The organism is Mesorhizobium sp. WSM4833, assembly GCF_055811095.1.
Window position 1 is genome coordinate 105,987 of record NZ_JBVVQG010000015.1, and the last position, 25,609, is coordinate 131,595.

At 62.9% G+C, this 25,609-nt stretch carries 29 protein-coding genes; 12 read left to right on the plus strand and 17 right to left on the minus strand.

Translation table 11 applies throughout. The features are described from left to right. Positions 1-10: 10 nt before the first annotated feature. Complete coding sequence (locus AC0L2D_RS25795; RefSeq protein ID WP_063171665.1) at positions 11-742, minus strand: hypothetical protein; 732 nt, start codon at positions 740-742, stop codon at positions 11-13. On the opposite strand from AC0L2D_RS25795, the gene AC0L2D_RS25800 reads away from it, so the two are divergent. Genes AC0L2D_RS25800 through AC0L2D_RS25820 form a run of 5 tightly spaced genes read left to right on the plus strand, consistent with a single transcriptional unit; the run spans position 741 to position 7,079 of the window. Continuing rightward, entirely contained in the window at positions 741-869 is a 129-nt protein-coding gene (locus AC0L2D_RS25800) for a hypothetical protein (RefSeq protein ID WP_255337193.1), read from the plus strand. The two genes, AC0L2D_RS25795 and AC0L2D_RS25800, sit on opposite strands and share 2 nt — an antisense overlap. Before the next feature lies 1 nt (position 870). Beyond that, positions 871-2,268: a threonine synthase gene (gene thrC / locus AC0L2D_RS25805; RefSeq protein ID WP_473543008.1), complete on the plus strand. Its 1,398-nt coding sequence runs from the start codon at positions 871-873 to the stop codon at positions 2,266-2,268. Positions 2,269-2,282: 14 nt separating this feature from the next. After that, positions 2,283-3,575, plus strand: coding sequence for a M16 family metallopeptidase (locus AC0L2D_RS25810; protein ID WP_013532762.1), 1,293 nt, complete (start codon positions 2,283-2,285; stop codon positions 3,573-3,575). 15 nt (positions 3,576-3,590) lie between these two features. After that, positions 3,591-4,187, plus strand: coding sequence for a GNAT family N-acetyltransferase (locus tag AC0L2D_RS25815; protein ID WP_013532763.1), 597 nt, complete (start codon positions 3,591-3,593; stop codon positions 4,185-4,187). A 3-nt stretch (positions 4,188-4,190) separates the two neighbouring features. Continuing rightward, a complete protein-coding gene (locus tag AC0L2D_RS25820) occupies positions 4,191-7,079 on the plus strand; it encodes an EAL domain-containing protein (protein ID WP_013532764.1) in 2,889 nt (962 codons plus the stop codon). A 5-nt stretch (positions 7,080-7,084) separates the two neighbouring features. Here the strand turns inward: AC0L2D_RS25820 and AC0L2D_RS25825 are convergent, their stop codons facing one another. Beyond that, a complete protein-coding gene (locus AC0L2D_RS25825) occupies positions 7,085-7,693 on the minus strand; it encodes a YqgE/AlgH family protein (protein WP_013532765.1) in 609 nt (202 codons plus the stop codon). A 170-nt stretch (positions 7,694-7,863) separates the two neighbouring features. Here AC0L2D_RS25825 and AC0L2D_RS25830 point away from each other — a divergent pair, with 170 nt between their 5' ends. The 3 genes from AC0L2D_RS25830 (at position 7,864) to AC0L2D_RS25840 (ending at position 9,787) form a co-directional block, all read left to right on the plus strand. Continuing rightward, positions 7,864-8,670 (plus strand): protein-disulfide reductase DsbD domain-containing protein, encoded by an 807-nt coding sequence (locus AC0L2D_RS25830; protein WP_013532766.1) that lies wholly within the window; start codon positions 7,864-7,866, stop codon positions 8,668-8,670. Between the two features lie 85 nt (positions 8,671-8,755). Further along, positions 8,756-9,238 (plus strand): peroxiredoxin, encoded by a 483-nt coding sequence (locus AC0L2D_RS25835; RefSeq protein WP_027164142.1) that lies wholly within the window; start codon positions 8,756-8,758, stop codon positions 9,236-9,238. Positions 9,239-9,310: 72 nt separating this feature from the next. Next, the gene (locus AC0L2D_RS25840; RefSeq protein ID WP_473543012.1) at positions 9,311-9,787 is read left to right on the plus strand and encodes a DUF2938 domain-containing protein; all 477 of its coding nucleotides are present in this window, start codon (positions 9,311-9,313) and stop codon (positions 9,785-9,787) included. A gap of 133 nt (positions 9,788-9,920) precedes the next feature. Here AC0L2D_RS25840 and rnhA read toward each other — a convergent pair whose 3' ends face one another. The 12 genes from rnhA to coxB all read right to left on the minus strand — a co-directional run bounded on the left by rnhA (position 9,921) and on the right by coxB (position 19,539). After that, the gene (gene rnhA / locus AC0L2D_RS25845) at positions 9,921-10,439 is read right to left on the minus strand and encodes a ribonuclease HI (protein WP_027164143.1); all 519 of its coding nucleotides are present in this window, start codon (positions 10,437-10,439) and stop codon (positions 9,921-9,923) included. 4 nt (positions 10,440-10,443) lie between these two features. After that, on the minus strand, positions 10,444-11,406 hold the full coding sequence (locus AC0L2D_RS25850; protein ID WP_024503619.1) for a homoserine kinase: 963 nt from the start codon (positions 11,404-11,406) through the stop codon (positions 10,444-10,446). Between the two features lie 5 nt (positions 11,407-11,411). Next, a complete protein-coding gene (gene ispH, locus AC0L2D_RS25855) occupies positions 11,412-12,422 on the minus strand; it encodes a 4-hydroxy-3-methylbut-2-enyl diphosphate reductase (RefSeq protein WP_013532771.1) in 1,011 nt (336 codons plus the stop codon). An 88-nt stretch (positions 12,423-12,510) separates the two neighbouring features. Continuing rightward, complete coding sequence (locus tag AC0L2D_RS25860) at positions 12,511-13,266, minus strand: SURF1 family protein (protein ID WP_473543015.1); 756 nt, start codon at positions 13,264-13,266, stop codon at positions 12,511-12,513. Beyond that, positions 13,263-13,649, minus strand: a complete 387-nt coding sequence (locus AC0L2D_RS25865; protein ID WP_024503617.1) for a DUF983 domain-containing protein — start codon at positions 13,647-13,649, stop codon at positions 13,263-13,265. Before AC0L2D_RS25865 ends, AC0L2D_RS25860 begins: the two co-directional genes overlap by 4 nt. 21 nt (positions 13,650-13,670) lie before the next feature. Further along, entirely contained in the window at positions 13,671-14,081 is a 411-nt protein-coding gene (locus AC0L2D_RS25870) for a L,D-transpeptidase family protein (RefSeq protein ID WP_473543017.1), read from the minus strand. A gap of 171 nt (positions 14,082-14,252) precedes the next feature. After that, positions 14,253-15,134 (minus strand): cytochrome c oxidase subunit 3, encoded by an 882-nt coding sequence (locus AC0L2D_RS25875; RefSeq protein WP_024503615.1) that lies wholly within the window; start codon positions 15,132-15,134, stop codon positions 14,253-14,255. A gap of 1 nt (position 15,135) precedes the next feature. Next, complete coding sequence (locus AC0L2D_RS25880) at positions 15,136-15,768, minus strand: cytochrome c oxidase assembly protein (RefSeq protein ID WP_027164147.1); 633 nt, start codon at positions 15,766-15,768, stop codon at positions 15,136-15,138. Continuing rightward, positions 15,768-15,926, minus strand: coding sequence for a hypothetical protein (locus tag AC0L2D_RS25885; protein WP_013532777.1), 159 nt, complete (start codon positions 15,924-15,926; stop codon positions 15,768-15,770). The genes AC0L2D_RS25880 and AC0L2D_RS25885 overlap by 1 nt, the downstream gene beginning before the upstream one ends. Positions 15,927-15,928: 2 nt before the next feature. Continuing rightward, positions 15,929-16,873: a heme o synthase gene (locus AC0L2D_RS25890; protein ID WP_024503612.1), complete on the minus strand. Its 945-nt coding sequence runs from the start codon at positions 16,871-16,873 to the stop codon at positions 15,929-15,931. A gap of 75 nt (positions 16,874-16,948) precedes the next feature. Next, positions 16,949-18,601, minus strand: a complete 1,653-nt coding sequence (gene ctaD / locus AC0L2D_RS25895; RefSeq protein ID WP_013532779.1) for a cytochrome c oxidase subunit I — start codon at positions 18,599-18,601, stop codon at positions 16,949-16,951. Positions 18,602-18,639: 38 nt separating this feature from the next. Continuing rightward, positions 18,640-19,539, minus strand: coding sequence for a cytochrome c oxidase subunit II (gene coxB, locus AC0L2D_RS25900; protein ID WP_013532780.1), 900 nt, complete (start codon positions 19,537-19,539; stop codon positions 18,640-18,642). A 376-nt stretch (positions 19,540-19,915) separates the two neighbouring features. Here coxB and AC0L2D_RS25905 point away from each other — a divergent pair, with 376 nt between their 5' ends. Continuing rightward, entirely contained in the window at positions 19,916-20,470 is a 555-nt protein-coding gene (locus AC0L2D_RS25905) for an invasion associated locus B family protein (protein WP_013532781.1), read from the plus strand. Positions 20,471-20,627: 157 nt separating this feature from the next. After that, a complete protein-coding gene (gene tldD, locus AC0L2D_RS25910; RefSeq protein WP_473543021.1) occupies positions 20,628-22,040 on the plus strand; it encodes a metalloprotease TldD in 1,413 nt (470 codons plus the stop codon). A 25-nt stretch (positions 22,041-22,065) separates the two neighbouring features. Here tldD and AC0L2D_RS25915 read toward each other — a convergent pair whose 3' ends face one another. Beyond that, positions 22,066-22,359 carry a hypothetical protein gene (locus tag AC0L2D_RS25915; RefSeq protein WP_473543023.1) on the minus strand — a complete coding sequence of 98 codons (294 nt, stop codon included), beginning with the start codon at positions 22,357-22,359 and terminating at the stop codon, positions 22,066-22,068. Positions 22,360-22,433: 74 nt separating this feature from the next. Here AC0L2D_RS25915 and AC0L2D_RS25920 point away from each other — a divergent pair, with 74 nt between their 5' ends. After that, a complete protein-coding gene (locus AC0L2D_RS25920) occupies positions 22,434-22,556 on the plus strand; it encodes a PIN domain-containing protein (RefSeq protein WP_281039798.1) in 123 nt (40 codons plus the stop codon). A 199-nt stretch (positions 22,557-22,755) separates the two neighbouring features. Further along, the gene (locus tag AC0L2D_RS25925) at positions 22,756-23,415 is read left to right on the plus strand and encodes a transglutaminase-like cysteine peptidase (RefSeq protein WP_473543025.1); all 660 of its coding nucleotides are present in this window, start codon (positions 22,756-22,758) and stop codon (positions 23,413-23,415) included. 25 nt (positions 23,416-23,440) lie between these two features. Here the strand turns inward: AC0L2D_RS25925 and AC0L2D_RS25930 are convergent, their stop codons facing one another. Both AC0L2D_RS25930 and AC0L2D_RS25935 read right to left on the minus strand, forming a co-directional pair. After that, on the minus strand, positions 23,441-24,673 hold the full coding sequence (locus AC0L2D_RS25930; RefSeq protein ID WP_473543026.1) for a class I SAM-dependent RNA methyltransferase: 1,233 nt from the start codon (positions 24,671-24,673) through the stop codon (positions 23,441-23,443). Next, on the minus strand, positions 24,670-25,434 hold the full coding sequence (locus tag AC0L2D_RS25935; protein ID WP_473543028.1) for a TlyA family RNA methyltransferase: 765 nt from the start codon (positions 25,432-25,434) through the stop codon (positions 24,670-24,672). Before AC0L2D_RS25935 ends, AC0L2D_RS25930 begins: the two co-directional genes overlap by 4 nt. Between the last annotated feature and the right edge of the window lie 175 nt (positions 25,435-25,609).

The following is a 25,609-nucleotide window of genomic DNA, read 5'->3' on the forward strand; positions in this document are numbered from 1 at the left end:
CTGCCGAGACCTAGTTCGTCGCGGCAGCCCTCTTGCGGCGGGTCTTCTTCGACTTGTCGGCCGTTGCCTGATGCGCGGTTTCGTCATAGCCGGCAAAGGCCTGATAATCCTGGGCCGTCGGCTCGGGCACGACGACATTGGAATCGGTGAAGACGAACTGCGTGGCAACCGAAGGATCGGTGACCTGGACCTGATACTGGTGGAGCTGCGAGTAGAGGACCTCGGTGCCGTGCATCACCGCCGTTCGGATCGGCATGGTGATCGTGCCTGGAGAAAACTTCGGTCCGGGGACAATCTTGCCGGCGACCGCAATCTTCATCGTCAACTGGCCGTTGGCACGGCTGCAGTCGCGTGTCACGTCGCTGACCGACGCCTGGTAGATGATGTTGGCCGATTCGTCGGGCGGCGTTGCAGCAGCGGCGTCAGCCTCGGCCTGGGCCGCGGCATCCTGCGCGGCATCGCCGGTCTTCTTGATCCTGGGCTTGGGCTTCTGAGCTTCCCTGGAATAGGTGTTGAAGAAGGCCGTGCCGTCGCGCACGGTCACCCTGGGACAATAGGCCTGCAACTGGCTGGCCAGGATCTTGGGATCCTGCGGCGGCGGTGGCGCCGTCGGGTCCTCCTTCTTGCCGATGCCGAGGTTCAGGATGCCATTGTCGCCCGATTGGCAGCCGGCGGCGGCAAGCATAAAGCCGGTGAGCGCAAGACCCGCCAAAAAGCGACCACTGAATGTACGAAACGCCATGAAACTGCACTTCCCTCTCGCAAAGCTGGTGACGTATATCAACCGCGCGGCAAAAATGCGACTGAGCCAGCGCAGAATTAACCACCTTGCGGTGGACGGAAAAAGCCAGGCAGTAACGGAATTGTGACATGCACTATGTGAGTACCCGCGGGGAAGCCCCCGTTCTTGGATTTTCCGACGCCGTGCTGGCTGGGCTGGCGCGCGACGGCGGGCTCTACGTGCCGCGCGAGTGGCCACAGTTTTCCGCCGCCGAGATCCGCGCCATGCGCGGCCTTGCCTATCCCGACCTTGCCCTCCGCGTGCTGTCGCCGTTCCTTGGCGGCGAAATCCCGGCGCCCGTCTTCGAGCGGCTGGTCCGCGAAGCCTATGCCACCTTCCGCCACGAGGCCGTCTGCCCGCTGGTGCAGACCGGCCCCAACACCTTCGTCCTGGAACTCTTCCACGGGCCGACGCTCGCCTTCAAGGACGTGGCGATGCAGCTTCTGGCCCGGCTGATGGACCATGTGCTTGCCGAACGCGACCAGCACGCCACCATCGTCGGCGCCACCTCGGGCGATACCGGCGGGGCGGCCATCGATGCCTTTGCCGGTCGCAGCCGGACCGACATCTTCATCCTTTTCCCGCATGGCCGCGTCTCGCCGGTGCAGCAGCGGCAAATGACGACGTCGACGGCTGCAAACGTCCATGCGCTGGCGATCGAAGGCAATTTCGACGATTGCCAGGGCCTGCTCAAGGACATGTTCAACGATCACGGCTTTCGCGACCGGGTGGCGCTTTCGGGCGTCAATTCGATCAATTGGGCCCGCATCATGGCCCAGATCGTCTATTATTTCTCCTCGGCGCTGTCGCTCGGCGCGCCGGACAGGCAGGTTTCCTTCACCGTGCCGACCGGCAATTTCGGCGATATCTTTGCCGGCTATGCCGCCAAGAAGATGGGCTTGCCGATCGATCGGCTGGTCATTGCCACCAATGACAACGACATCCTGGCGCGCACTTTTTCGACCGGCGAATACCGCACCAAGGGCGTCTTTGCGACCACGTCGCCGTCGATGGATATCCAGGTGTCGTCGAATTTCGAACGCTTGCTGTTCGAGGCCTCCGGCCGTGACGCCGCGATCGTCCGGCGCTACATGGACGGCCTGAAGCAGTCCGGTGCTTTCACCATCGAACCCCACCAAATCGCCGGGATGCGTTCCGAATTCGACGCCGGCCGCGCTGATATGGACGAGGTCGCCGCCACCATCCGCTCGACGCTCGCGACCAGCAACTATCTGCTCGATCCGCACACTGCGGCAGCCGTGCATGTCGCCGCAGGCAAGGCGTCAGGCGCCGTGCCTATGGTGGTGCTGGGTACAGCGCACCCGGCAAAATTCCCGGCCGCCGTCGAAGCCGCCAGCGGCGTGTCGCCCGCACTGCCCGCGTGGCTAGGTGGGTTGATGACATCGGAGGAAAAATACACGGTACTTCCATCCGACCTGAAAATGGTGGAAGATTACGTCGGCCGCCGCGCGCGGGCGGCGTGTTAGGGAGTAGTAGCCATATGGGTGTTGAGGTAAGCCGTCTGTCGAACGGCCTGACAGTCGCCACCGAAACCCTTCAAAGCATCGAATCGGTTGCCCTTGGTGCCTGGGTGAAGTCGGGTGCCCGCAATGAACGTGACGACGAGCATGGCATGGCCCATCTGCTCGAGCACATGGCGTTCAAGGGCACGAAAAGGCGGAGCGCCTTCGAAATCGCCTCGGAGATCGAGGACGTCGGCGGCGAAATCAACGCCGCCACCAGCGTCGAGACCACCTCCTACTATGCCAGGGTGCTCTCCGACGACGTGCCGCTAGCCGTCGACATTCTTGCCGACATCCTGCAGGAGTCCGAATTCGACCCGCAGGAACTCGAACGCGAACAGCATGTGATCCTGCAGGAGATCGGCGCCGCGCACGACACGCCCGACGACATCGTCTTCGACCGTTTCACGGAAACCGCCTATCGCCATCAGACGATTGGGCGCTCCATTCTCGGCACGCCCGAAACGGTCAAATCCTTCACCTCGAAACAACTTCACGACTTCATAGAGCGGCAATATGGCGCCGAGCGCATGGTGATTGTCGCCGCCGGCGACATCAAGCATGACAATTTCGTGCGCGAGGTCGAAAAGCAGCTCGGCGGCTTCCGCAGCAAGGCCGACAGCACCATCCCGCAATATGCGCAATATGTCGGCGGCGATTTTCGCGAGGACCGCGACCTGATGGACGCGCAGATCGTGCTGGGGTTCGAAGGCCGGGCCTATCATGTGCGCGACTTCTACGCCTCGCAGGTGCTGTCGATGATCCTCGGCGGCGGCATGTCGTCGCGCCTGTTCCAGGAGGTCCGCGAGAAGCGCGGCCTGTGTTACTCGGTCTATGCCTTCCATTGGGGCTTTTCCGACACCGGCGTCTTCGGCGTCCATGCAGCGACCGGCCAGAGCGACATCGCCGAACTGGTGCCTGTCATCATCGACGAACTGCAGAAGGCCGGCGAGAAGATCCTGCAGGAAGAACTCGACCGGGCGCGCGCCCAATATCGCGCCGGACTGATCATGTCAGCCGAAAGCCCGGCCAGCCGCGCTTCGCAGATCGCACGGCAACTGCTTCTGTTCGGCCGGCCGATCGCCAAGGAGGAACTGATGGAACGGCTGTCGGCGCTGACGATCGAGCGGCTGACCGATCTATCGTCGCGTTTGTTCTCGACCAAGCCGACGCTTACCGCTGTCGGGCCTGTGGGCACACTGGCGCCCTACGAGGCGATTCTCGAATCGCTCGCGGGCACGCAGACCGCGGCCCGCAAGCTCGCCGTCTAAGCCCCTCAAAGCGCCATGTTCGCGCTCCCTTTCTTTCGCCGTGACCTGCCGGCACTGAAAGGCGACCGTGTCACGCTGCGCGTGCCGTTCACCAACGACTATCGCGAGTGGGCGGCGGTGCGCGGGGAAAGCCGCGCTTTCCTCGAACCATGGGAGCCACGCTGGACTCCCGATGAACTCGACCGCAACGCATGGCGGCTGCGCATCAGCCGCTACCGCGAGGATTATGCTCAGGGAACCGCTATCGCCTTCTTTATCTTCGAGAGGAGCAGCGGCAAGCTTGCCGGCGGCATCACGCTCGGCAACATACGCCATGGCGTCTCGCAAAGCGGCCATGTCGGCTACTGGATCGGCGAGCGCTTCGGCGGCCGCGGCCTGATGACCGACGCGGTCAAGGTGGTGACCCGCTTCGCCTTCGATACGCTGAGGTTGCACCGGATCGAAGCGGCCTGTATTCCCGACAATATCAGGTCGATCCGCGTGCTTGAAAAAGCCGGATTTCGGCGCGAAGGACTGCTGCGATCCTATCTCAGGATCAACGGCATCTGGCAGGACCACTACCTCTACGCCCGGATCGCGGACGATCCGCCGGGCGTTGGAACGAAGGACTGATTTTTGACGAAATTCCTGCGCAACGGGCCGCTGTTCGCCATTGTCCTCGCGACACTCCTGACGCTGTGGGCGGCATCGTCGGCCTTCGCCGTCGAGCCGATCAAGATCGCCCGCGACGACGTCGCGCTCGACCTTTCCGGCGCCGTCGAGATCTACCGCAACCAGGGCGAGAATTTCCAGGTGTCGACCGCGCCGGGTCCGGACGGCATCGTGCGGCGCATCGAAGTCGAGGCCAATGATGCCCGTTCGACCGGCGACTGGGCTGTCTTCGCGCTCGCCAACACCACCGACCAGCAGCTCGACCGGCTGATCGTCGCACCGCATTTCCGCCTGGTGAATTCCGGCATCTTCTGGCCGGATCTGGGCTCGACCCGCATCGCTGCCATCACGCCCAGCGAAGGCTTCGCGCTCGACCGCCAGACCAGCCCCGACGCCGACGTTTTCCGGGTGACGCTGAACCCCGGCACGGTGATCACCTTCATCGCCGAACTGGCCTCGCCGAAGCTGCCGCAGGTCTACCTCTGGGATCCCGAATCCTACAAGGACTCGGTCAATTCCTACACGCTGTTTCGCGGCATCGTCATCGGCATTGCGGGCCTGCTGGCGCTGTTCCTGACCATCCTTTTCGTGGTCAAGGGGACCTCGATGTTCCCCGCGACCGCCGCGCTTGCCTGGGCGGTACTGGCCTATATCTGCGTCGATTTCGGCTTCCTCAACAAGGTCATCGAGATCTCGCCCGGCAATGAGCAGATGTGGCGGGCGGGAACGGAGGTGGCGCTGGCGGGAACCTTCGTGGTGTTCCTGTTCGCCTATCTCAACCTCAACCGATGGCACGGCCATTTCAGTTATGGCGCACTGGTCTGGATCCTCGGGCTGGTGCTGATCGCCGGCGTCGCGATCGTCGATCCGGCGGTCGCCGCCGGCATCGCCAGGCTGTCCTTCGCCGCCACCGCACTGACGGGGCTTGGCCTGATCATTTTCCTCGGGATTCGTGGTTATGATCGTGCGATCATGCTGGTGCCCAGTTGGGTCATGGTGCTGTTGTGGCTATGCGGATCGTGGATGGCGATCACCGGCATGCTCGACAACGACATCGCCCAGCCGGCCCTGGGCGGCGGGCTGATCCTGATCATCCTGCTGATCGGCTTCACTGTCATGCAGCATGCCTTTGCCGGCGGCGCGCTGCATCAGGGCCTGTTCTCCGACCTGGAGCGGCAGGCGCTTGCCGTCGCCGGATCGGGCGACACGGTATGGGACTGGGACGTGCTGCGCGACCGCGTCGTCACCAAGCCCGATGTCAGCATCCAACTCGGGCTGGCACCGAACAGCCTCGGCGGTGCGGCGCGTAACTGGCTGCCGGTGCTGCATGCCGACGACCGCGACACGTTCCGCACGACGCTCGACGTCGTGCTCGAGCACCGGCGCGGCCGCGTGTCGCAGAACTTCCGACTGCGCGGCGCTGACGGCCACTATCACTGGTTCTCGCTGCGCGCGCGCCCGGTCATCGGATCCGATGGAGAGGTCATCCGCTGCGTCGGCACCATGGTCGACGTGACGGAGCAGAAAAAGTCCGAGGAAAGGCTGCTGCACGATGCCGTGCACGACAACCTGACCGGCCTGCCGAACCGCGAACTTTTGATGAACCGGCTGGAAGCGATCATCTCGATCGCGCGCACCGAAGAGAAGGTGCGCCCGACCGTCTTCGTCATCGACATCGACCGTTTCAAGCAGGTCAATGACGGGCTCGGCATCTCGGCCGGCGACACCATCCTCTTGACCATCGCGCGTCGCCTGCACCGGCTGCTCAAGCCGAAGGACTCGCTGTCGCGCTTTGCCGGCGACCAGTTCGCGCTGATGCTGTTGTCCGAACAGGACCCGGCCCGCATCGCCGCCGTGGCGGATGCCATCAAGCATGCCATCAACAATCCGATCACCTTTGCCAAGCGCGAGATCGTGCTGACCGCCTCGATCGGATTGATCACCTGGAATTCGCCACAGATGTCGGCCGAGGACATGGTCAAGGATGCCGAGCTTGCCATGCATCAGGCCAAGCGCTTCGGCGGCGACAGGATCGAGCCGTTCCGTCCGGCTTTCCGCACTGTCGGCACCGACAGGCTGCAGTTCGAATCCGACCTGCGCCGCGCCATCGAGCGACGCGAATTCACGCTTGCCTACCAGCCGATCGTGCGGCTCGAGGACGGCAGTGTCGCCGGCTTCGAGGCGCTGCTGCGCTGGGACCACCCGCGCCGCGGCATGATCCCGCCGGCGGATTTCATCCCGGTCGCCGAAAGCTGCGGCCTGATCGTGCAGCTCGGCCTGTTTGCCATGCAGCAAGCGGCGGAAGACCTCGCCAGCTGGCAAAAGCAGATCGGCGACGCGCCGCTGTCGGTCTCGGTGAATTTGTCCAGCCGCCAGTTGATCCGCCGCGACCTGGTCAGCGACGTCCGCTCGGTCATCGCTCGGGCCAACCTGAAGCCGCGCTGCTTCCGGCTCGAACTCACCGAATCGCTTGTCATGGACAATCCCGAGCAGACCGCCCATGTGCTGACCAAGCTGAAGCAGCTCGGCATCGGCCTGTCGCTGGACGATTTCGGCACCGGCTATTCCTCATTGGCCTATCTGACGCGTTTCCCCTTCGACACCATCAAGATCGACAAGAGCTTCGTCGACGACAACACGCCCAAGCGCGCGGTGCTGCTGAAATCGATGGTCAACATGGCGCATGAACTCGGCCTGTCCGTCGTCGCCGAGGGCATTTCGGACGAGAGCGACGCGCTGGAACTGCGCCAGATGGGCTGCGAATATGTCCAGAGCTTCATGTTCGGCGCGCCGATGCCGGGCGACCAGGTGCTGAAGACGCTGAAAGAGCAGTATCCGCTGACGCAAGCGTAAACGGATCAGGCGTGTCCGGCAGCGAGGCTGAGATGCGCAAGGTCGATACCGATCGAGGCGAGGATCCGGTCGTATTTGCGCTCGATATCGGTGTCGAACAGAAGCTCGGCACTGGCCGGACAGGTCAGCCAGCCATTTTCTGCGATCTCGGTCTCCAGCTGGCCGGCGCCCCAGCCGGAATAGCCGAGCGCCATCAGCGCATGACGGGGTCCGCGGCCGGACGATATGGCGCGCAATATGTCGACGGTCGCCGTCAGGCAGATGTCGTCGGAAACGGTCAGCGACGATTCCACCCGATAGTCGCCCGAATGCAGGACGAAGCCCCGGCTGCGATCCACGGGGCCGCCATTGCGCACGACGAAATCGCGGGCCTGAGCCGGCAAGCGGATTGCCTCCTGCTCGTTCATGATGCCCAGTTGCACGAGCAAGTCCGGAAACAGCATCTGCTGCGTCTGGTTGATGATCAGGCCCATGGCGCCTTCATCGGAATGGGCGCAGACATAGATGACCGAGCGCGTGAAACGGTCGTCCTTCATGCCGGGCATGGCAATCAGGAACTGATCGTCGAGAAAGCCGCGGCTGGCGACCGTCTTCTTGTGGCGCAACAAGTCCATGAAGGGAGCGTAACGCGTTTCCAAAGCGCCGAAAAGATGCGCCGTGCTGGATTCGACCAAAGCCTGTGGCGGCGGCTCGAACATTCTTCTCCCTCGAAGTCACGCAAATATGATACCGGCAAGGCCATGAAATCATTGCGCGGCCACGAACGGACGATCAAATCACCGCCATGCGAACCTTGAAAATCCTGCTGCTCGGCGCCGCCATCGGATCGGCCACCGCTCTTCCCGCCGCCGCCTCTTCGTCGGCGTGGTACAACAGCGAAGGCGGCAAGGTCCGGCTGGTTACATCAGGCAAAGCCGACGATGCCGGCCGCATACAGGGCGTTCTCGACATAGCGCTCAAGCCCGGCTGGAAGACATATTGGCGCGATCCGGGAGACGCGGGCGTGCCGCCGCAACTCGACATTTCGGCCAGCACCAACATCGCCGACGCCGCTCTGTCGTTTCCGGCGCCGCAGCGCCATGACGACGGCTATGGCAAATGGGCGGGCTACAACTATCCGGTCTCTCTGCCGGTGACATTCACGCTGGCGACGCCGAACCAGCCGGCGGTGATCGATGCCGACATCTTTCTCGGCATCTGCGAAACGATCTGCATTCCGGTGCAGACGCGGCTGACCGTCGACCCCGCCTCCGATCCGGACAATGCCGAGGACGCGGCGCTGGTGAAGGCGAGTTTTACGGCACTGCCAGCGCCCGCGAGGTCCGATTTCGGCATCAATGTGCTGCCGGGCGACCATGAGACGCTGATTGTCGAGGCGAGCTTTCCCGGCGATCCGGCGGCGGCGGATTTCTTCGTTGCCGGCGAGCGGGATTACATGTTCGGCACCCCGGCCCGCAGCGAAAAGGACGGCAAGCTGATTTTCACCGTGCCGATCCTCGACCGCCCCTCGACGACGCCGACCGATGGCGGGCTTCACTATACGCTGACGAGTGCGGCGGGCGCTGTCGAAGGGGTTCTGCCTTTCCCTTGATCCAGCCCATCGCAACGGTTGCAGGAAGCCGTTGGGTTCGCTACGCAAAGACACGCCCTTCCCCATTTTCCCAAGCGAGGAATCCATGACCATTTCCGTTGGCGACAAGCTGCCTGACGTGACCTTCAAGACGATGACCGACGACGGCGCCAAGCCGATCACCGGGGCCGAGATCTTCCCGGGCAAAAAGGTCGTTCTGTTTGGAGTTCCCGGCGCCTTCACGCCGACCTGCAGCAACAACCACTTGCCCGGCTATCTCGAGAACCATGACGCCATCCTGGCGCGCGGCGTCGACACCATCGCCGTCGTTTCGGTCAATGACGTCCATGTCATGGGCGCCTGGGCGCGCTTCACCGGCGGCGAGGGCAAGATCCTGTTCCTGGCCGACGGCAGTGGCGATTTCGCCAAGGCAGTGGGCCTCGACAATGACCTTTCCGCCAGCGGCATGGGGCTGCGTTCGAAGCGATTTTCGATGATCGTCGACGACGGCAAGGTCACCGCGCTCAATGTCGAGACCAAGCCCGGTGTCGACGAGTCCGGCGCGGCCCATATTCTGGGACAGCTCTGAACTTCAGTGCGCCTTCGGCCGCAACGGCGATGGCGCTTGTGGTTCATGGGTTGCTTTGGGGGGATCCTAGCGATGTTTGACATCTTCTGGCGCGCTATCGCGATCGGCGTCGGCGCCACCGTGCTGATGGATCTCTGGGCCATCTTCCTGCACAAGGCGTTCGGCCAGCCACGGCCGAACTGGGGGCCGGTCGGCCGCTGGGTCTGGCATCTCCGTGACAAGGTCTTTCACGACGATATCGGCGATACAGCACCATACGCGCATGAAAAGGCGCTGGGTTGGGCCTTTCACTATTTTGTCGGCATCATCTACGGCATCATCCTGGTGGTGCTGGCCGGAGCGGGCTGGCTTGCCGCGCCGACATTTCTGCCGGCCTTCATCCTCGGCATTGTCACCGTCGGCGCCGGCTGGTTCCTGCTGGCACCCGGCATGGGCGCCGGCTGGGCCGCCTCGAAGCAGCCCAACCCGATGCGGATCCGGGCGCTGAACCTGGTGTCGCACACGGTGTTCGCACTTGGGCTTTGGGGCACGGCGCTGCTGATACGATAAGCGCTTACGGCTGTGTCGGCCTGTCGATCGGCTGCCAGCCGTAGACAACGGAATGCGCGCCGATATCGTAGTAGTTGCCGCCGCCCGCTGGCTGATCCGCTTCTTCGTACCCGAGCCGCGCCGCTCCTGAAATTCAATAGCTCTGGGTCGAGCGCCGCACCTTCGCGATTGCCGGCGCAGCAGGCTTTGGCGCTGCTGCAGGCTTGAACGGGCCTTTCTTGAACGGCGCCATGCCTTCGCGCGCGAGTTCGTCGGCGCGCTCGTTCTCGACATGGCCGTCATGGCCCTTGACCCAGTTCCAGGTGACCTTGTGGCGCTTGTTGGCCTCGTCGAGCGCCTGCCAGAGTTCACCGTTCTTGACAGGCTTCTTGTCGGCGGTCTTCCAGCCGTTCTTCTTCCAGCCGTGGATCCACTTGGAAATGCCGTCCATGACGTATTTGCTGTCGGTGTGAAGCTCGACCGTGCACGGTTCCTTCAGCGCGTTCAGCGCCGAGATAGCGGCCAACAGTTCCATCCGGTTGTTGGTCGTCTCGGCCTCACCGCCGGAAAGCTCCTTGGTGGTGCCGTTGAAGCGCAGGATCGCGCCCCAGCCGCCAGGGCCGGGATTGCCCGAACAAGCGCCGTCGGTGAAGATCTCAACCTGTTTGCTCATGATATCAGGCCAATCCATATTCCGAAGGAGATTTGATCGCCCGGTGGAACCGCATCCTTCTGATGTATTCGGTCGGATCGCGTTTCATCACCAGCCCGCCATCGGGGACGGTCAGCCAGTCGTATAGCCGGGTCAGCATGAAGCGCAACGCCGAACCGCGCGCCAGCATCGGCAGCGCAGCCTTTTCCTGATCGCTCAGGGGCCGGACGCTCTGGTAGCCGGCGAGCAGCGCCTTGCCCTTGGTCAGGTTGAAGGAAAAATCCTTCTCGAAGCACCAGGCGTTGAGGCAGGTGGCGACATCGTAGGCATAGAGGTCGTCGCAGGCGAAATAGAAGTCGATCAGGCCGGAGAGCTTTTCGCCGAGGAAGAAAACGTTGTCCGGGAAAAGATCGGCATGAATGATGCCTTGCGGCAGGTCTTTGGGCCAGTTGCGCTCAAAATCGGCAAAGTCGGCATCAACCTCGGCCGCCAGGCCCGGCTCGACCTCGTCGGCGCGGTCGCGCGCTGCGTCCCAGAGCTTGCGCCAGCCGTCGATGGCCAGGGCATTCGGACGCGTCATCGAAAAATCGGCGCCGGCCAGATGCAATTGCGCCAACGCCTTGCCGACCTCGGCACAATGCGTGGCTGTGGGCCGCCGCAACGAAAGCCCTTCCAGGAAGGTGATGATGACCGCCGGCCGGCCGGCGAGCGTGCCGATGACGCTGCCGTCATGGGCGGTCACCGGCAGCGGGCAGGACACGCCCTTGTAGGCGAGATGGCCCATCAGCCCGAGGAAAAACGGCAGATCCGCCTTCTCGACGCGTTTCTCATAGAGCGTCAGGATGTAGGAGCCGCTCGAGGTGTGCAGCAGGAAGTTCGAGTTCTCGGTGCCTTCGGCGATGCCCTTGTAGGACAGGAGATCGCCGACCGGATAGTGCTTCAGGAATGCGCCGAGTTCGCCTTCCGCGACGTCAGTGTAGACCGCCATGTGCCTTACGCGGCTCCATTGACGAAGGCCATGTCGGCCCGCGTCAGTTCGACATCGCGCAGTACCCGCATGACCGGAAAATCCTCCGTTTCCGTGGCCGTGATGGCCAGATCGATCGTGACATCGAAGCGCTGCCGGAACGCGTCGATGATCTCGTCGACGATGATTTCGGGCGCCGACGCGCCGGCCGACAGGCCGAGCGTCGAAATGTTGCCGATGTCATTCCACGGAATCTCGGCGGCGCGCTGCACGAGAAGCGACATGGTGGCGCCTGCACGCTCCGCCACTTCGACAAGTCGTCGCGAATTGGATGAATTCGGCGCGCCGACGATCAGATAGAGATCGGCGCCCGGCGCGGTGTCCTTGACGGCTTCCTGGCGGTTGGTGGTGGCATAGCAGATCGATTCCGCCGCTGGCGCCTGCAGCGCCGGAAAGCGATCCTGCAAGGCGCGGATGATGCCGGCGGTGTCCTCGACCGACAATGTGGTCTGGGTAACGAAGCCTAGCGCCTGCGGATCGACGGGCGAGAGCTTTGCGGCATCGGCTTCGGTTTCGATCAGGGTCACCGCTCCGTCCGGGAGCTGGCCCATGGTGCCGATCACCTCGGGATGTCCGGCGTGACCAATCAACAGCACATGACGGCCGAGCCGCTGATGGCGCATCGCCTGCTTGTGGACCTTCGACACCAGCGGGCAAGTGGCATCGAGATAGAAGAGATTGCGCGCCTTCGCATCCGCCGGCACCGATTTCGGCACGCCATGCGCCGAGAACACGACGGGCGACTGCCGATGTTCGGCCGGGATCTCGGAGAGTTCCTCGATGAAGACGGCGCCAAGGCTTTGCAGCCCCTCGACGACGTAGCGGTTGTGCACGATTTCATGGCGGACGTAGACCGGCGCGCCATATTTCTTCAGCGCCAGCACGACGATCTGGATGGCACGGTCGACACCGGCGCAAAAACCGCGCGGCTGGCAGAGCCGGATCGTCAGAGGTGGTTTGGTGGTTGTCTGAAGCATTAAATCCGGGCCGGTTGATCAAAGCCGAAATGAGGTGCGCACCCCTGCCCTGTCAAGGGCATCGGTAGAAAGGGGGCGTCGCTCGCGTTCATTCCTTTTTCGCGGGGCGACGAAGCCGCAGGATGAGCACGGCGGCGAGCGCTGCGGCAAGCCCGTACCAGGTGACGGCATATTGCAGATGGCTGTTCGGCAGGTCGATGATGGTGACGCCGCCAACCGGCAATCCGCCTGGATTTGGAGTCTTGTCTGCGTCGATGAAGATCGGCACCAGCGTGAACCCAGCCGGCAGGCCCGCGCTCGCCGCCATGACGTCGCGGTCCTTCCAGTAGAAGATGTTCTTCGCCACATCGTTGTCGGGCAGCATCATCGACGGCTTTGCTGGCAGGGGGTTGCGGGCGAGCCCCGTGACCGTCACTCTGCCAGTCACCTGTCCCTTGGCGCGCTTGGCGGCATCCTTCAGATCGTAAGGCACGAAGCCGCGATTGATCAGGACGAAGCGGCCGTCGTCGAGCGCCAGCGGCGTGTAGACATTGAAGCCGGCATCGCCTTCCCAGGTCGCGTAAAAATGCCGTTCGCCTTGATGCAGGAACGTCCCGGTGACGGCGACGGGCGTATAATCGACGTCCCCGGTGGCTGCGAATTCTTTCTCGACCTCGGCCAGCGGCCGCGGCGCTGAATGAGTGCGCTGGTCGATGGTCTGCAGAAGGCCTTCCTTCCAATACAGGCGCTGGACCTGCCAGGTGCCGAGCGCCAGCAGGATCAGGAACAGCACAAGGCCAAGGCCGAGCAGCAATGCCGTCCTAGGCCGCGATCGGCCATCGGCTTTAACGGTTGCCTCGCTCATTCGCCGCGATCCAACCGGCCTTCGGCCGCCTTGTTGCGGTATTGCAGCGTCAGCAGCACGCCTTTGATCAGCCGCAGCGCCGCCAGGCACAGCACGACAGCCAGCGGAATCCAGACCAGCAGATGCAGCCAGAGCGGCGGGCTAAGCGTGACTTCAACCCAGAGCGCCAGGCCGACGATAAGGAAGCCTATGATCAGGATGACGAACACCGCCGGCCCGTCGCCGGCATCGGCGTAGGAATAATCGAGGCCGCAATTGACGCAGCGCTTGCCGACAGTGAGGAAGCCGGAGAACAACCGCCCCTCGCCGCAGCGCGGGCAGCGGCCATGCAGGCCGGCCGAGATCGGATCGATCGGCGGCCAGATCGCTCTGTCTTCACTCATAGGAGCGTCGTCGCTCATTGCTTACCGCTCGATTTCGATCGGTGTGCCATCGGCCACCAGCGCCCAGATTTCGTCCATGTCGGAGTCCGTAACCGCAATGCAGCCGTCGGTCCAGTCGACCAATTGAAGCAGCCAGCCCCACCAGCCATAACCATTCGGCTGGCCGTGGATCATGATCATGCCGCCCGCGCCGACATTGCGCGCCTTGGCGGCGGCCTCATCGTCGGCATTGGGGTACGAAATATGGATCGATTTATGCGCGATGCTGTTCGGGTTGCGCCAGTCGAGGACATAGTTCCCCTCGGGCGTGCGTTGATCGCCCTCCTGGTGCTTGTGCCCGACGGGATCGCCGCCGGGGGCGATGCCGTAGTTTCGCAGGACCTTGCCGTCGCCGATCAGTTCCAGCCGGCGTTCGGCCTTGTGAACACGCACCAGGTCCGCTTCTCGCCGGCAAAGGCCGGGAGTGCCGCGATCATCAATGCGCAAATAGCCCGGAAGATTGTCAGTCGCATTGGCTATCGATCAGCGATCATTGCGCCAAAAAGAAGAAGGCGGCCACGTTGCCGCGGCCGCCTCCAGAAATGAAAATCCCTCAGGCCTGGATCAGTGGCCCTCGATCACCGCGCCGACCGATCCCCAGACGTAGATCGAGGCGAACAGGAACAGCCAGACCACGTCGACGAAGTGCCAGTACCAGGCGGCCGCCTCGAAGCCGAAATGCTGCTTGGGGGTGAAATCACCCTTCATCGCCCGGATCAGGCAGACCAACAGGAAGATGGTGCCGATGATGACGTGGAACCCGTGGAAGCCGGTCGCCATGAAGAAGGTGGCGCCATAGATGGAATCCTTGAAAGCGAACGGAGCGTGCATGTACTCGTAGGCCTGCACCATGGTGAACAGCATGCCGAGGCCAACGGTCAGCACCAGGCCGTTGATCAGCCCCTTGCGGTCGCCGTGAAGAAGCGAATGGTGCGCCCAGGTCACCGTGGTGCCCGACAGCAGCAGGATGACGGTGTTGTAGAGCGGCAAATGGAAGGGATCGAGAACCTCCATGCCCTTCGGCGGCCAGACGCCACCAGTAAATGTGGCGCGCGCGTAGTTCTGTGCCTCACCGGCAAAAAGGCTGGCATCGAAATAGGCCCAGAACCAGGCAACGAAGAACATCACCTCCGAGGCGATGAACATGATCATGCCATAGCGCAGGTGCAGCGACACGACCCGCGTATGATGACCCTCATGCGCTTCCTTGATCGTGTCCGACCACCAGGCGAACATGGTGTAGAGGACGATCACGAGGCCGATGAAGAACAGCCACGGATTGGCGATGTTGAAGCCGAAGATCGGGAACGACCCGCCCTTCAGATATTCCATCAGGGCGACACCGCCAAAGGCCATGACGAGCGCCCCTACCGAGCCTAGGAAAGGCCATGGGCTCGGGTCGACGAGATGATAGTCATGCTGTGGTTTTGCGTGCGCGTCTGCCATATCAACCCCCGAGATTTGCTTCGGTATTCGAAATTGTCTTGCTGTTGCCATCGGTCGGCGCCGAGGAGGCGACCGGCTTGGTCTTCTCGACCGGGAACATCGTGTAGGACAGCGTGATCGTCTTCACGTCCTTGAGCTCCGGCACATTGACGATGTCGGGGTCCACGTAGAACAGGACCGGCATGTCCAGCGTCTCGCCGGGCTTCAGCGTCGTGTCGGTGAAGCAGAAGCACTCGACCTTGTTGAAATAGGGGCCCGCCAGTTCAGGCTGCACGTTGAAGGTGGCGCGGCCGGTCACGGAACGATCGAACTTGTTGGTCGCCTGGTAGTGCGCCTGCACGGTCTCGCCGATCTTCATCGTCATCGAGCGCTGGACCGGCTGGAACTCCCATGGCACGCCGGCGACGTTCGCATCGAAGCGGACGGTGATCTCGCGGTCGAGCACGCGGCCGGCATACTGCTTCTCGGCACGTTGCGTCGTGCCGCCATAGCCGGTCGCCTGGCAAAACATCTTGTAGAGCGGCACCGCGGCATAGGCCATGCCGATCATGCCGGTGAAGAAGGCGAGGCAGACAGCCGCGACGATGACGTTGCTGTTCTTGCCCGCCGCTTTCCTGGACTTCTCGACGCTCATCACATCGTGCCCAGATTGTGGCCGAACTTCACGATCGTCGCGATGTAGAAAATGACCACCAGCAGCGCCAGCGCCACGCCGATGGCGATGGAACGGCTGCGCTGCGCCTTCTTCTGACGCTCGGTCAACGTGACGGTCTCGAGCTTTTCCTCGATCATGGTCATGCTCCACCCATGGCAAGCGCGCGTTCGACAACGCTGTCGGCCAGATAGGCAGCGAAGATGGCGAAGAGATAAAGCAGCGAATAGGCGAACAGGGCCTTGGCCGGTTTCATGACGCGGTCATCGTCGGCCATGCCAAGCACTTTCCACGCGTACCAAGCAAAACCGACCCCGAGCAACAGGGCGGCCACGCCATAGAAGGGCGTGGTGTAGCCGAGCATCCACGGCAGCACGCCGACCGGGGCAAGCACCAGCGCATAGGCGAAGATCTGGCGGCGCGTCGAAGCGTGGCCGGCGACGTTGGGCATCATCGGAATGCCGGCCTTGGCGTAGTCCTCGGATTTGAAAAGCGCCAGCGCCCAGAAATGCGGCGGCGTCCAAAGGAAGATGATCAGGAACAAGACAACGCTTTCGAGGCTGACCGTCCCGGTCACCGCGGCCCAGCCGATCACGGGCGGAATGGCACCGGCGGCCCCGCCGATGACGATGTTCTGCGGCGTCCAGCGCTTCAGCCACATCGTGTAGACGACGGCGTAGAAAAAGATGGTAAAGGCCAGCAGCGTCGCCGCCAGCCAGTTGACCAGCACGCCGAGCGTCATCACCGACAGCACCGACAGCACCAGCCCGAAGGTCAGCGCTTCGTGCGGCTGGATGCGACCGGCCGGGACCGGGCGGCTGGCGGTCCTGGTCATCACGGCATCGATGTCGGCATCGTACCACATGTTGAGTGCGCCGGAGGCGCCAGCACCTATCGCAATAGCCAGGATGGCGATCACCGCCAGCAGAGGGTTGATGGTCACGGGTGCGGCGACCAGGCCGACAAAGGCGGTGAACACCACCAGCGACATGACGCGCGGCTTCAGCAGCGCGAAGAAATCGCCCGCCGTCGCTTCCGACATGCGAAAGCCCGCTTCGTCAATCAATGGGTCGTCGACAAGGGCCATGCGTACTTAAGTCCATCATCCGTTGGCCAAAACCGCCGGCGGACCGGCGGTTTCGTATTCGAGCGGGCAGCCGCCTTACTTGATCTTCGGCAGCTGTTCCCACTGGTGGAAGGGCGGCGGCGAAGGCAGCTGCCATTCGAGCGTCGTTGCGCCCTCGCCCCATGGGTTGGCGCCGGCGATCCGCTTCTTCTGGAAGGCCTCGAACACGCCATAGAGGAAGATCAGGACGCCGACGGCCGAGATGTAGGAGCCGATGGACGACACATAGTTCCAGCCGGCAAACGCATCGGGGTAGTCGATGGTGCGGCGCGGCATGCCGGCGAGACCGAGGAAGTGCTGCGGGAAGAAGATCAGGTTCACGCCGACGAAGGTGACCCAGAAGTGGGTGTTGGCGATGACGGGCGAATACATGTAGCCGGTCATCTTCGGGAACCAGTAGTACCAGCCGGCGAAGATGGCGAACACCGCGCCCAGCGACAGCACGTAGTGGAAGTGGGCGATGACGAAATAGGTGTCATGCAGCGAGCGGTCGAGGCCGGCATTGGCCAGCTGGACGCCGGTGACGCCGCCTATGGTGAACAGGAAGATGAAGCCCAGCGCCCACAGCATCGGCGTCTTGAACGAGATCGACCCGCCCCACATCGTCGCGATCCAGGAGAAGATCTTCACGCCTGTCGGCACCGCGATGACCATGGTGGCGAAGACGAAATAGCGCTGCGTATCGAGCGACAGGCCGGTCGTGTACATGTGGTGCGCCCAGACGATGAAGCCGACGGCGCCGATCGCCACCATGGCGTAGGCCATGCCGAGGTAACCGAACACCGGCTTCCTCGAGAAGGTCGAGATGACGTGGCTGATGATGCCGAAGCCCGGCAGGATCAGGATGTACACTTCAGGGTGACCGAAGAACCAGAACAGGTGCTGGAACAGGATCGGGTCGCCGCCGCCATCGGGCGCAAAGAAGGTGGTGCCGAAATTGCGGTCGGTGAGCAGCATGGTGATGCCGCCGGCCAGAACCGGCAGCGACAGCAGGAGCAGGAAGGCGGTGATCAGCACCGACCAGGCAAACAGCGGCATCTTGTGCAGCGTCATGCCAGGCGCGCGCATATTGAAGATGGTGGTGATGAAGTTGATGGCGCCGAGGATCGACGAGGCACCGGCAATGTGGATCGACAGGATCGCCAGATCCATGGCCGGCCCGGGCTGGCCCGAGGTCGACAACGGCGGATAAAGCGTCCAGCCGCCCCCGACGCCATAGGCACCCGGAGCGCTCGGCATGAACATCGAGGTGAGCAGCAGGATGAAGGCCGGCGGCAGCAGCCAGAAGGAGATGTTGTTCATGCGCGGGAACGCCATGTCGGGCGCGCCGATCATGATCGGGACCATCCAGTTGGCAAAACCGCCGATCAGCGCCGGCATGACCATGAAGAAGATCATGATCAGGGCGTGCGCGGTGGCGAAGGCATTGTACATGCTCTTGCCGCCGTCGATCGCGGCGTCACCGTTCATGCCGTAGACCATCTGCGCCAGACCGCTGAAGATCTGGATGCCAGGCTCCTGCAGCTCCATGCGGATGGCGACCGACAAGGCGCCGCCGATGATGCCGGCCATGATCGCGAAGATCAGGTAGAGCGTGCCGATGTCCTTGTGGTTGGTCGAATAAACCCAGCGCACCCAGCCGTGATAAGGCTTGTGGTCGTGCCCGTCGTGAGCTGCAGCGTCTGCCATGTTCCGCTCCGTTCCCTAAATCTTGCTAACCCGCGGCATCAGTTGCCGGCGGCCGCTACCTTGTTCTGGCCGTCGACCTCGGCCATCAGCGTCTTGTTGGCGCCGGGCAGATCGGTCTTGGCTGCCGCCAGCCAGGTCTTGAACTGCGCATCGGAGACGACGCGGATGGCGATCGGCATGAAGGCATGGTCCTTGCCGCAGAGCTGCGAGCACTGGCCGTAAAAAATACCTTCCTTCTCCGCCTTGAACCAGGTCTCGTTGGTGCGACCCGGAACGGCGTCTATCTTGATGCCGAACGACGGCATGGCGAAGGAGTGGATCACGTCGGTCGCGGTGACGAGCACGCGGGTCATGGTGTTGACCGGCACGACCAGCTCGTTGTCGACGGCCAGCAGGCGTGGGTAGACCTTGCGGTCCTCCTTGCCGGCAGCGGCGCGTTCGGCGTCCTGGAGGATCGCGGAGTTGAAAGAGAGCGTGTTGTCGGTCTGGTATTCGTAGTCCCAGTTCCACTGGTTGCCGGTCGCCTTGACGGTCAGCTTTGCTTCTTCCGGCGGCGTGTATTGCGCGGTCAGCAGCTGGAACGAGGGGATAGCGATGAGGAGCAGGATGACGACAGGTCCGATCGTCCAGATCAACTCGATCCACGTGTTGTGGCTGGTCTTGGACGGAACCGGGTTGGCGCTCGCGCGGAATCTGATGATGCAATAGGCGAGAAGAATCAGCACCAGGATGGTGATCGGGACGATGAACCACATCGTGTAGTTCCCGAACCACTCGATCTGCCGCATCATGTCGGTCGCCGGCGCCTGGAAGGTTGTCTCCCAGTTCTTGGGCTGGTCGGCATGGGCGGATGCGCCGGCGAAAAACGTGATAGCGGCACAAGCACTTAGAAACTTGGCACTTGCTGGAACCTTGGCGTTTGCCAGGAAATTTCTCATCGCCCTCATCGTCTCCCAGTTCCTCGCTGTGGTACCCACGAGAATAACGAACAATGCCGGGACGGGAATCCCGACAGTTTCAAGCTGGTTCAAACCATACTCTTTTTCCCTCCGCAAGAAAGGAGCGGACGAAACCGTGCGGCATTTTTGCGCGCAAGCCCGGATGTGCCTTTGGAGGCAGCCGCGGCAGCCCCGAATCGCCTACATTGAACCCACAGCGGCATTCCCGCGGGCCGCACGTGCCGAACGTCGCAATTCGGGCGAAATTGGCAGGGAAAAGCGCCGTATTGGCTTTTTCGGGGCAGACCTGGTGCGGTCTCGTCCTTTACTTGGCTTTGGCGCGGCTTAAAGTGCCGTGATTCGCAATGGAGCCGTCATGAATTACTGGCTTTCGAGAAACTCTCGGTTTTCGAGAAACTGGGCGAAGGTCATCTTTTTCGCCGCCCTGTCTGGCATCGGCTTGTCCGCGATCGTGTCCGGCACGGCGAACGCCGCGCAACCGAGCGGTACCGTTCGCTCGACGCATGGCGCATGGTCGATCATCTGCGACACGCCGGCCGGTGCCACCTCGGAACAATGCGTGATGATGCAGAACGTCGTCGCCGAGGACCGTCCGGAGATGGGACTATCGGTCGTCGTGCTGCGCACCGCCGACAACAAGGCGGAGATCCTGCGCGTGCTGGCGCCGCTCGGCGTGCTTTTGCCCAACGGGCTTGGCCTCAATGTCGACGGCAAGGACATCGGTCGCGCCTATTTCGTGCGCTGTTTCCAGGACGGCTGCTATGCCGAGGTTATCCTCGAAAAGCCGCTTCTCGACACGCTGAAGACCGGCACGTCGGCCACCTTCATTGTCTTCCAGACCCCGGAAGAAGGCATCGGCATCCCGGTCGACCTCAAGGGTTTTGCCGACGGCTTCGCCGCCCTCCCCTGAAAGTCCGGCGACATCACCGGCTTCATCAACCAGAAGTGACGTCGACGGTCTGCTGGCAAACCGCTTTTGTCTTCACAATGCGGCTGAGCGATTGTCTCGGCGCACCTTCGCGCCTACATCGTGGCAAAGACCCATTCCTCCTGTGAACGGACGCGCCATGAACAGCCTGATCGGCCAATTCGACATTTCAGACGATCGCATCAAGCAGATCGTCGCCGAAACTATCAACGGCGCCGATGACGGCGAGCTGTTCCTCGAATACAGCGAGAGCGAAGCGCTGATGTTCGACAATGGCCGGCTGAAGACCGCCAACTTCAACACCGACCAAGGGTTTGGCCTGCGCGCGGTTGCCGGCGAAGCCAGCGGCTATGCCCATTCCAGCGAACTCTCCGAAGCTTCGCTGCTGCGCGCGGCCGATGCCGTTTCGACCGTCAAGGGCGGCTATTCCGGCACGCTTGCCGCCGCACCCGCCCGCACCAACCGCCATCTCTATGGCGAAGAGAACCCGATCCCCTCGCCCTCCTTCGAGGCCAAGGCAAAGCTCCTGCAGGAAATCGACGCCTGGCTGCGCGCCGAGGACCCACGCGTGCGGCAGGTTTCGGCATCGCTCGCCGCATCCTGGCAGCATGTCGAGATCGTGCGCGCCGACGGCCAAATGGTGCGCGACATCCGCCCGCTTGTCCGCGTCAACGTCTCCGTCGTTGTCGGCAATGGCGACCGCCAGGAGAGCGGCTCCTACGGCATGGGCGGCCGCAAGGCGTTTGGCGAATTCCTGGTCGAGGACAGCTGGAAGCACGCCGCCAAGGAGGCGCTCAGGCAAGCCCTGGTCAATCTCGAGGCGATACCGGCGCCGGCCGGCACTTTCGACATCGTCTTGTCCAGCGGCTGGCCGGGCGTCATGCTGCACGAGGCCGTCGGCCATGGGCTGGAAGGCGATTTCAACCGCAAGAAGACCTCGGCCTTCGCCGGACTGCTCGGCCAGCAGGTCGCCGCCAAGGGGGTGACCGTCGTCGACGACGGTACGATGCCCGAGCGGCGCGGCTCGCTGACAGTCGACGACGAAGGCACGCCTTCGGCCCGCAATGTGCTGATCGAGGACGGCAAGCTGGTCGGCTACATGCAGGATCGCCAGAACGCCCGGCTGATGGGCATGAAGGCAACCGGCAACGGCCGCCGCGAAGGCTACGCACACCAGCCGATGCCGCGCATGACCAACACCTATATGACGGCGGGCGACATGGAGCCGGACGAAATCATCGCCTCGGTCAAGAACGGCATCTATGCCGTCTCCTTCGGTGGCGGCCAGGTCGACATCACCTCGGGCAAATTCGTGTTCGGCTGCACCGAGGCCTACATGATCGAGAACGGCAAGGTGACGCAGCCGATCAAGGGCGCGATGCTGATAGGCAACGGTCCGGACGCCATGCATCGCGTCTCGATGATCGGCAAAGACATGGAGCTCGACACCGGCATCGGCATGTGCGGCAAGGCCGGACAGGGCGTGCCGGTCGGCGTCGGCCAGCCGCATCTGCGCATGAACCAGATGACGGTGGGCGGCACGCGGGTCTGAGCGAACGGCCCAACTGGCCGGGCCGTTATGCCTTGCCGATAGACCGGCGCGAAGTCGTGTAGAGAATCAGGAAGGCGATGACGCCACCGATCGCATATTTGACCCAAGCACTCAGGTAGTCGACGGTCCCGTCATGGCCGGAGACATACAGCGCAGCTGCGACAAACGTCATGGCCGCGATGCCAAGTGCATAGGACGGCAATAGCCCGGTTCGAGCGATCTTTCGCAAAATCCAGGCGACGAGCGCACCCGAGAGCGCCATCATGAGAGCTGCGCCGGCGCTACGGTTATGCGGCGCCTGACATCGCGCTGCGGACATTTGGCGGGCTCCCAACAGTAGAGGTCGCGGACAGCGCGGTGGTGTCGTCCGCACTCGACCTCGCGAAGAAGGGAATGGATTTCGCAGATGCTCTGCATCTGGGGAAATCAGCTCATGGCGCTGGCTTTGCAACCTTTGATCGTAATTTCCTCAAGGCTGCAAAGACGGCGGGATATGACAGCTTGCAGGAAGCATGACAAAGGTCCGTCGCTGGCGCCCTGATGGTCGAGTCAGACCGAATGCGCCCGCTGATGCTTGCGTTTTCCAGTTTGAATTCCCCGGCTGCACCTTGAAGTGAACACAATCGGCATTAGGAAATTGTTAGGTGTTTAACTGCCTGGGCTGCCGTTTCCGCACGAACGCAGTGCCGGCCCTCTGGTTGCGGTGGTGTTGGCAATGCGGCATTTCCCCGGCGTCCTGACCTCCTCTTTCCTGCTTGGCTTCGTTTCGTTGATTGGCGCGACATCGTTGCAAGCCAGTCCGGCGGCGGCACAGTCGACATTGTTCAAGTCGCGATCGACGCAATCTGCCGCAGTTGGTGGAAGCACCAGCGTCCCCTACGGTTGGGTCGATTTCTGCCATCGCCGGCCAAAGGAGTGCAAGGTGCCCGCTCTGCCGGCGGCGAATATCAAGCTGACCGCGCAGAACCTACGCATCCTCAAACGGATAAATCAGAAGGCGAACAGCGCCATCAAACCCGTCAGCAATTTCGATCACTGGGGTACGATGGCGGATCACTGGGACTATCCGGTGGACGGCAAGGGCGACTGCAAGATCTACGCGCTCTACAAGCGCAAGCTTCTTCTGGCAGCGGGATTCCCCCGGCAGGCGTTGCTGATGACCGTGGTGCGCGACCTGGACAATGAAGGCCACACCATTCTGACGGTGAAAACCGACAAGGGCGATCTTGTCCTGGACAATCTGGTCAATGAGATCAGGCCCTGGAACGCGACGGGCTATTACTTCGTGAAACGCCAGTGGCAGCAGAACCCAAACACCTGGGTGTCGATCAACCAACGCGGCGGCACGTCGAAACGACTGTCGCCAAGTTCGTAGGGCCGAAGCCTCCAGGCTATCGCCGCTACTTCGGCTTCTCCAGCAGTGCCACCGCTTCGACATGCGGCGACCACAGGAACTGGTCGATCGGCGTCACGCTCTTCAAGGCGTAGCCGCCGTCGATGAGGGTGCGCAGGTCGCGAGCCAGCGTCACCGGATTGCAGGATACCGCAGCAACGTAGGGAACATCCGAGCGGGCGATCTGCTTCGACTGGTCCTCGGCGCCGGCGCGCGGCGGGTCGAACACCACACCGTCGAACGCATTCAACTCCTTGAACGTCAGCGGCCGGCGGAACAGGTCGCGGCGTTCGCCCGTCACCCGCTTCAAGCCGGTGGCGAAGCGCGATCCACGGTCGAGCGCTGAAAGCGCTGCCGCATCGCCTTCCACCGCATGGACTTCCGACTTCGCGGCCAGGCGCAGAGCAAAGCTACCGCAACCGGCGAAAAGATCCGCCACCTTCTTGGCACGCTTCAGATGTCCGCCGACGATGTCGGCCATCGCCTGTTCGGCGGCCTCGGTTGCCTGCAGGAACGCGCCCGGCGGCAAGGCGACAGCGACGCTGCCGAACATGACCACCGGCTTTTTCGGCTCGATGATGATTTCGTCATCGATGGACAGCCTGGCAAAGCCCTGCGCCATGACGAAGTTAGCCGCGATCCGGCGCTGGTGCTCCCCGAGCTTGCCGGATTCGTGAACCGCGACATCGAGCCCCGAACCGGTCACGGTGACCGCCAGCCGGAACGATTTGGTGGTTGCGCAGACCAATTCGGCGAGCGCCTTCAAGCGATCGAGGGCGGCAACGATCTCCGGCAGCGAGATCGGGCATTCCGATATGGCGACGATCTCCGGCGACAGATGGCGATGGAAGCCGAGCAGCATGCCTGTCTCGGTGCGCCGGGCGGCAAGCACGACACGGCGGCGCGTCTGCGGTGCGCAGGCGACCAGGTCACCGATCTCGCAATCGATGCCCTTGCCCTTCAGGATGTGCGCCGCTTTTTCGCGCTTCCACTGGCGATAGGCTTCGGCTTCGAAATGCTGGAGCGCGCAACCGCCGCATTCGGTGAAGTGGCGGCAGGCGGGATCGATGCGCAGCGGCGATGCTTCCAGCACCGCCATCAGCATGGCGCGATCCCGTTCGCGCGCGGCGGTGACCGTTTCACCGGGCAGTGTGAAGGGAATGAACAGATCGCCTGTCTCGGTCTCGGCGACACCGTCGCCCTGAGCGCCAAGTTTCCTGATGCTGAAGCGCGCGCTCATCGGTCCTTGATCCCACCGAGCAGGAATTCGCGATTGCCGTCGCCGCCATCGATCGGCGACAGATGCAGCCCCAGCGAGCGCCAGCCGGGAACGGAGTCCAGCCAATCCTGCAGCAGGCCGGCGACACGGGCGGCATCGAAGGGATCCTTCAACAGACCACCCTTGCCGATCGCTTCCCTGCCGGCCTCGAATTGCGGCTTGACCAGAAACATGGCCTTTGCGCCAGCCTTGGCCAGACCAAGGGCCGGCGGCAGCGCCAGTTTCAGCGAGATGAAGCTGACGTCGGAGACGATGAAATCCGGAATACGCCCGCCGAGATCGGTGACGGCGAGGTCGCGGGCGTTCAGCCCTTCGATCACCGTCACACGCGGGTCGCCGCCGATATCAGGATGCATCTGGCCACGACCGACATCGACGGCGGTGACATGGGCCACGCCGCGCTCGAGCAACACCTGGGTGAAGCCGCCGGTCGAGGCGCCGATGTCGAGCGCTTCACGGCCGGCAGGATCGAGGCCGAAATGATCGAGCCCGCCGATCAGCTTGAGTGCCGCGCGCGACACATAGCCTTGCGCCGGATCATCGATGGTAACGTGACATTGCGGCAAAACGCTCTGGCCGGGCTTGCGCGCAATGAGGCCGTCGACGGTCACAGTGCCGCGCTCGACCGCGTCGCGGGCACGCGAGCGGCTGGCAAACAGCCCGCGCTGGACGAGCAGGTCGTCGAGCCGCTGGCGTGCGCTGGCTGGCAGAGGCGAATTCATCGGCCTTCATGGCGAAAGCCGACGACGATGGCAAGAGCGCCAGCTGGAAGCATTTCGTCTCCCGTTCCCATCATCACGCTCAGCATCTTGCACGGCGACGATGGTGAGGCGTCCCGTCCCGCCGACCATCCTTATGAATACCCATGCGTTACGCCCGTTGAGACGGATGACCGCC

Excerpts from the sequence above, each read along its gene's own strand:
- AC0L2D_RS25800 (WP_255337193.1), top strand. The coding sequence starts at position 741 with ATGAAACTGCACTTCCCTCTCGCAAAGCTGGTGACGTATATCAACCGC.
- AC0L2D_RS25795 (WP_063171665.1), bottom strand. The coding sequence starts at position 742 with ATGGCGTTTCGTACATTCAGTGGTCGCTTTTTGGCGGGTCTTGCGCTC.
- thrC (WP_473543008.1), top strand. The coding sequence starts at position 871 with ATGCACTATGTGAGTACCCGCGGGGAAGCCCCCGTTCTTGGATTTTCC.
- AC0L2D_RS25810 (WP_013532762.1), top strand. The coding sequence starts at position 2,283 with ATGGGTGTTGAGGTAAGCCGTCTGTCGAACGGCCTGACAGTCGCCACC.
- AC0L2D_RS25815 (WP_013532763.1), top strand. The coding sequence starts at position 3,591 with ATGTTCGCGCTCCCTTTCTTTCGCCGTGACCTGCCGGCACTGAAAGGC.
- AC0L2D_RS25825 (WP_013532765.1), bottom strand. The coding sequence starts at position 7,693 with ATGGACTTGTTGCGCCACAAGAAGACGGTCGCCAGCCGCGGCTTTCTC.
- AC0L2D_RS25830 (WP_013532766.1), top strand. The coding sequence starts at position 7,864 with ATGCGAACCTTGAAAATCCTGCTGCTCGGCGCCGCCATCGGATCGGCC.
- AC0L2D_RS25835 (WP_027164142.1), top strand. The coding sequence starts at position 8,756 with ATGACCATTTCCGTTGGCGACAAGCTGCCTGACGTGACCTTCAAGACG.
- AC0L2D_RS25840 (WP_473543012.1), top strand. The coding sequence starts at position 9,311 with ATGTTTGACATCTTCTGGCGCGCTATCGCGATCGGCGTCGGCGCCACC.
- rnhA (WP_027164143.1), bottom strand. The coding sequence starts at position 10,439 with ATGAGCAAACAGGTTGAGATCTTCACCGACGGCGCTTGTTCGGGCAAT.
- AC0L2D_RS25850 (WP_024503619.1), bottom strand. The coding sequence starts at position 11,406 with ATGGCGGTCTACACTGACGTCGCGGAAGGCGAACTCGGCGCATTCCTG.
- ispH (WP_013532771.1), bottom strand. The coding sequence starts at position 12,422 with ATGCTTCAGACAACCACCAAACCACCTCTGACGATCCGGCTCTGCCAG.
- AC0L2D_RS25860 (WP_473543015.1), bottom strand. The coding sequence starts at position 13,266 with ATGAGCGAGGCAACCGTTAAAGCCGATGGCCGATCGCGGCCTAGGACG.
- AC0L2D_RS25865 (WP_024503617.1), bottom strand. The coding sequence starts at position 13,649 with ATGAGTGAAGACAGAGCGATCTGGCCGCCGATCGATCCGATCTCGGCC.
- AC0L2D_RS25875 (WP_024503615.1), bottom strand. The coding sequence starts at position 15,134 with ATGGCAGACGCGCACGCAAAACCACAGCATGACTATCATCTCGTCGAC.
- AC0L2D_RS25880 (WP_027164147.1), bottom strand. The coding sequence starts at position 15,768 with ATGAGCGTCGAGAAGTCCAGGAAAGCGGCGGGCAAGAACAGCAACGTC.
- AC0L2D_RS25885 (WP_013532777.1), bottom strand. The coding sequence starts at position 15,926 with ATGATCGAGGAAAAGCTCGAGACCGTCACGTTGACCGAGCGTCAGAAG.
- AC0L2D_RS25890 (WP_024503612.1), bottom strand. The coding sequence starts at position 16,873 with ATGGCCCTTGTCGACGACCCATTGATTGACGAAGCGGGCTTTCGCATG.
- ctaD (WP_013532779.1), bottom strand. The coding sequence starts at position 18,601 with ATGGCAGACGCTGCAGCTCACGACGGGCACGACCACAAGCCTTATCAC.
- coxB (WP_013532780.1), bottom strand. The coding sequence starts at position 19,539 with ATGAGAAATTTCCTGGCAAACGCCAAGGTTCCAGCAAGTGCCAAGTTT.
- AC0L2D_RS25905 (WP_013532781.1), top strand. The coding sequence starts at position 19,916 with ATGAATTACTGGCTTTCGAGAAACTCTCGGTTTTCGAGAAACTGGGCG.
- tldD (WP_473543021.1), top strand. The coding sequence starts at position 20,628 with ATGAACAGCCTGATCGGCCAATTCGACATTTCAGACGATCGCATCAAG.
- AC0L2D_RS25915 (WP_473543023.1), bottom strand. The coding sequence starts at position 22,359 with ATGTCCGCAGCGCGATGTCAGGCGCCGCATAACCGTAGCGCCGGCGCA.
- AC0L2D_RS25920 (WP_281039798.1), top strand. The coding sequence starts at position 22,434 with ATGGATTTCGCAGATGCTCTGCATCTGGGGAAATCAGCTCATGGCGCT.
- AC0L2D_RS25925 (WP_473543025.1), top strand. The coding sequence starts at position 22,756 with ATGCGGCATTTCCCCGGCGTCCTGACCTCCTCTTTCCTGCTTGGCTTC.
- AC0L2D_RS25930 (WP_473543026.1), bottom strand. The coding sequence starts at position 24,673 with ATGAGCGCGCGCTTCAGCATCAGGAAACTTGGCGCTCAGGGCGACGGT.
- AC0L2D_RS25935 (WP_473543028.1), bottom strand. The coding sequence starts at position 25,434 with ATGAATTCGCCTCTGCCAGCCAGCGCACGCCAGCGGCTCGACGACCTG.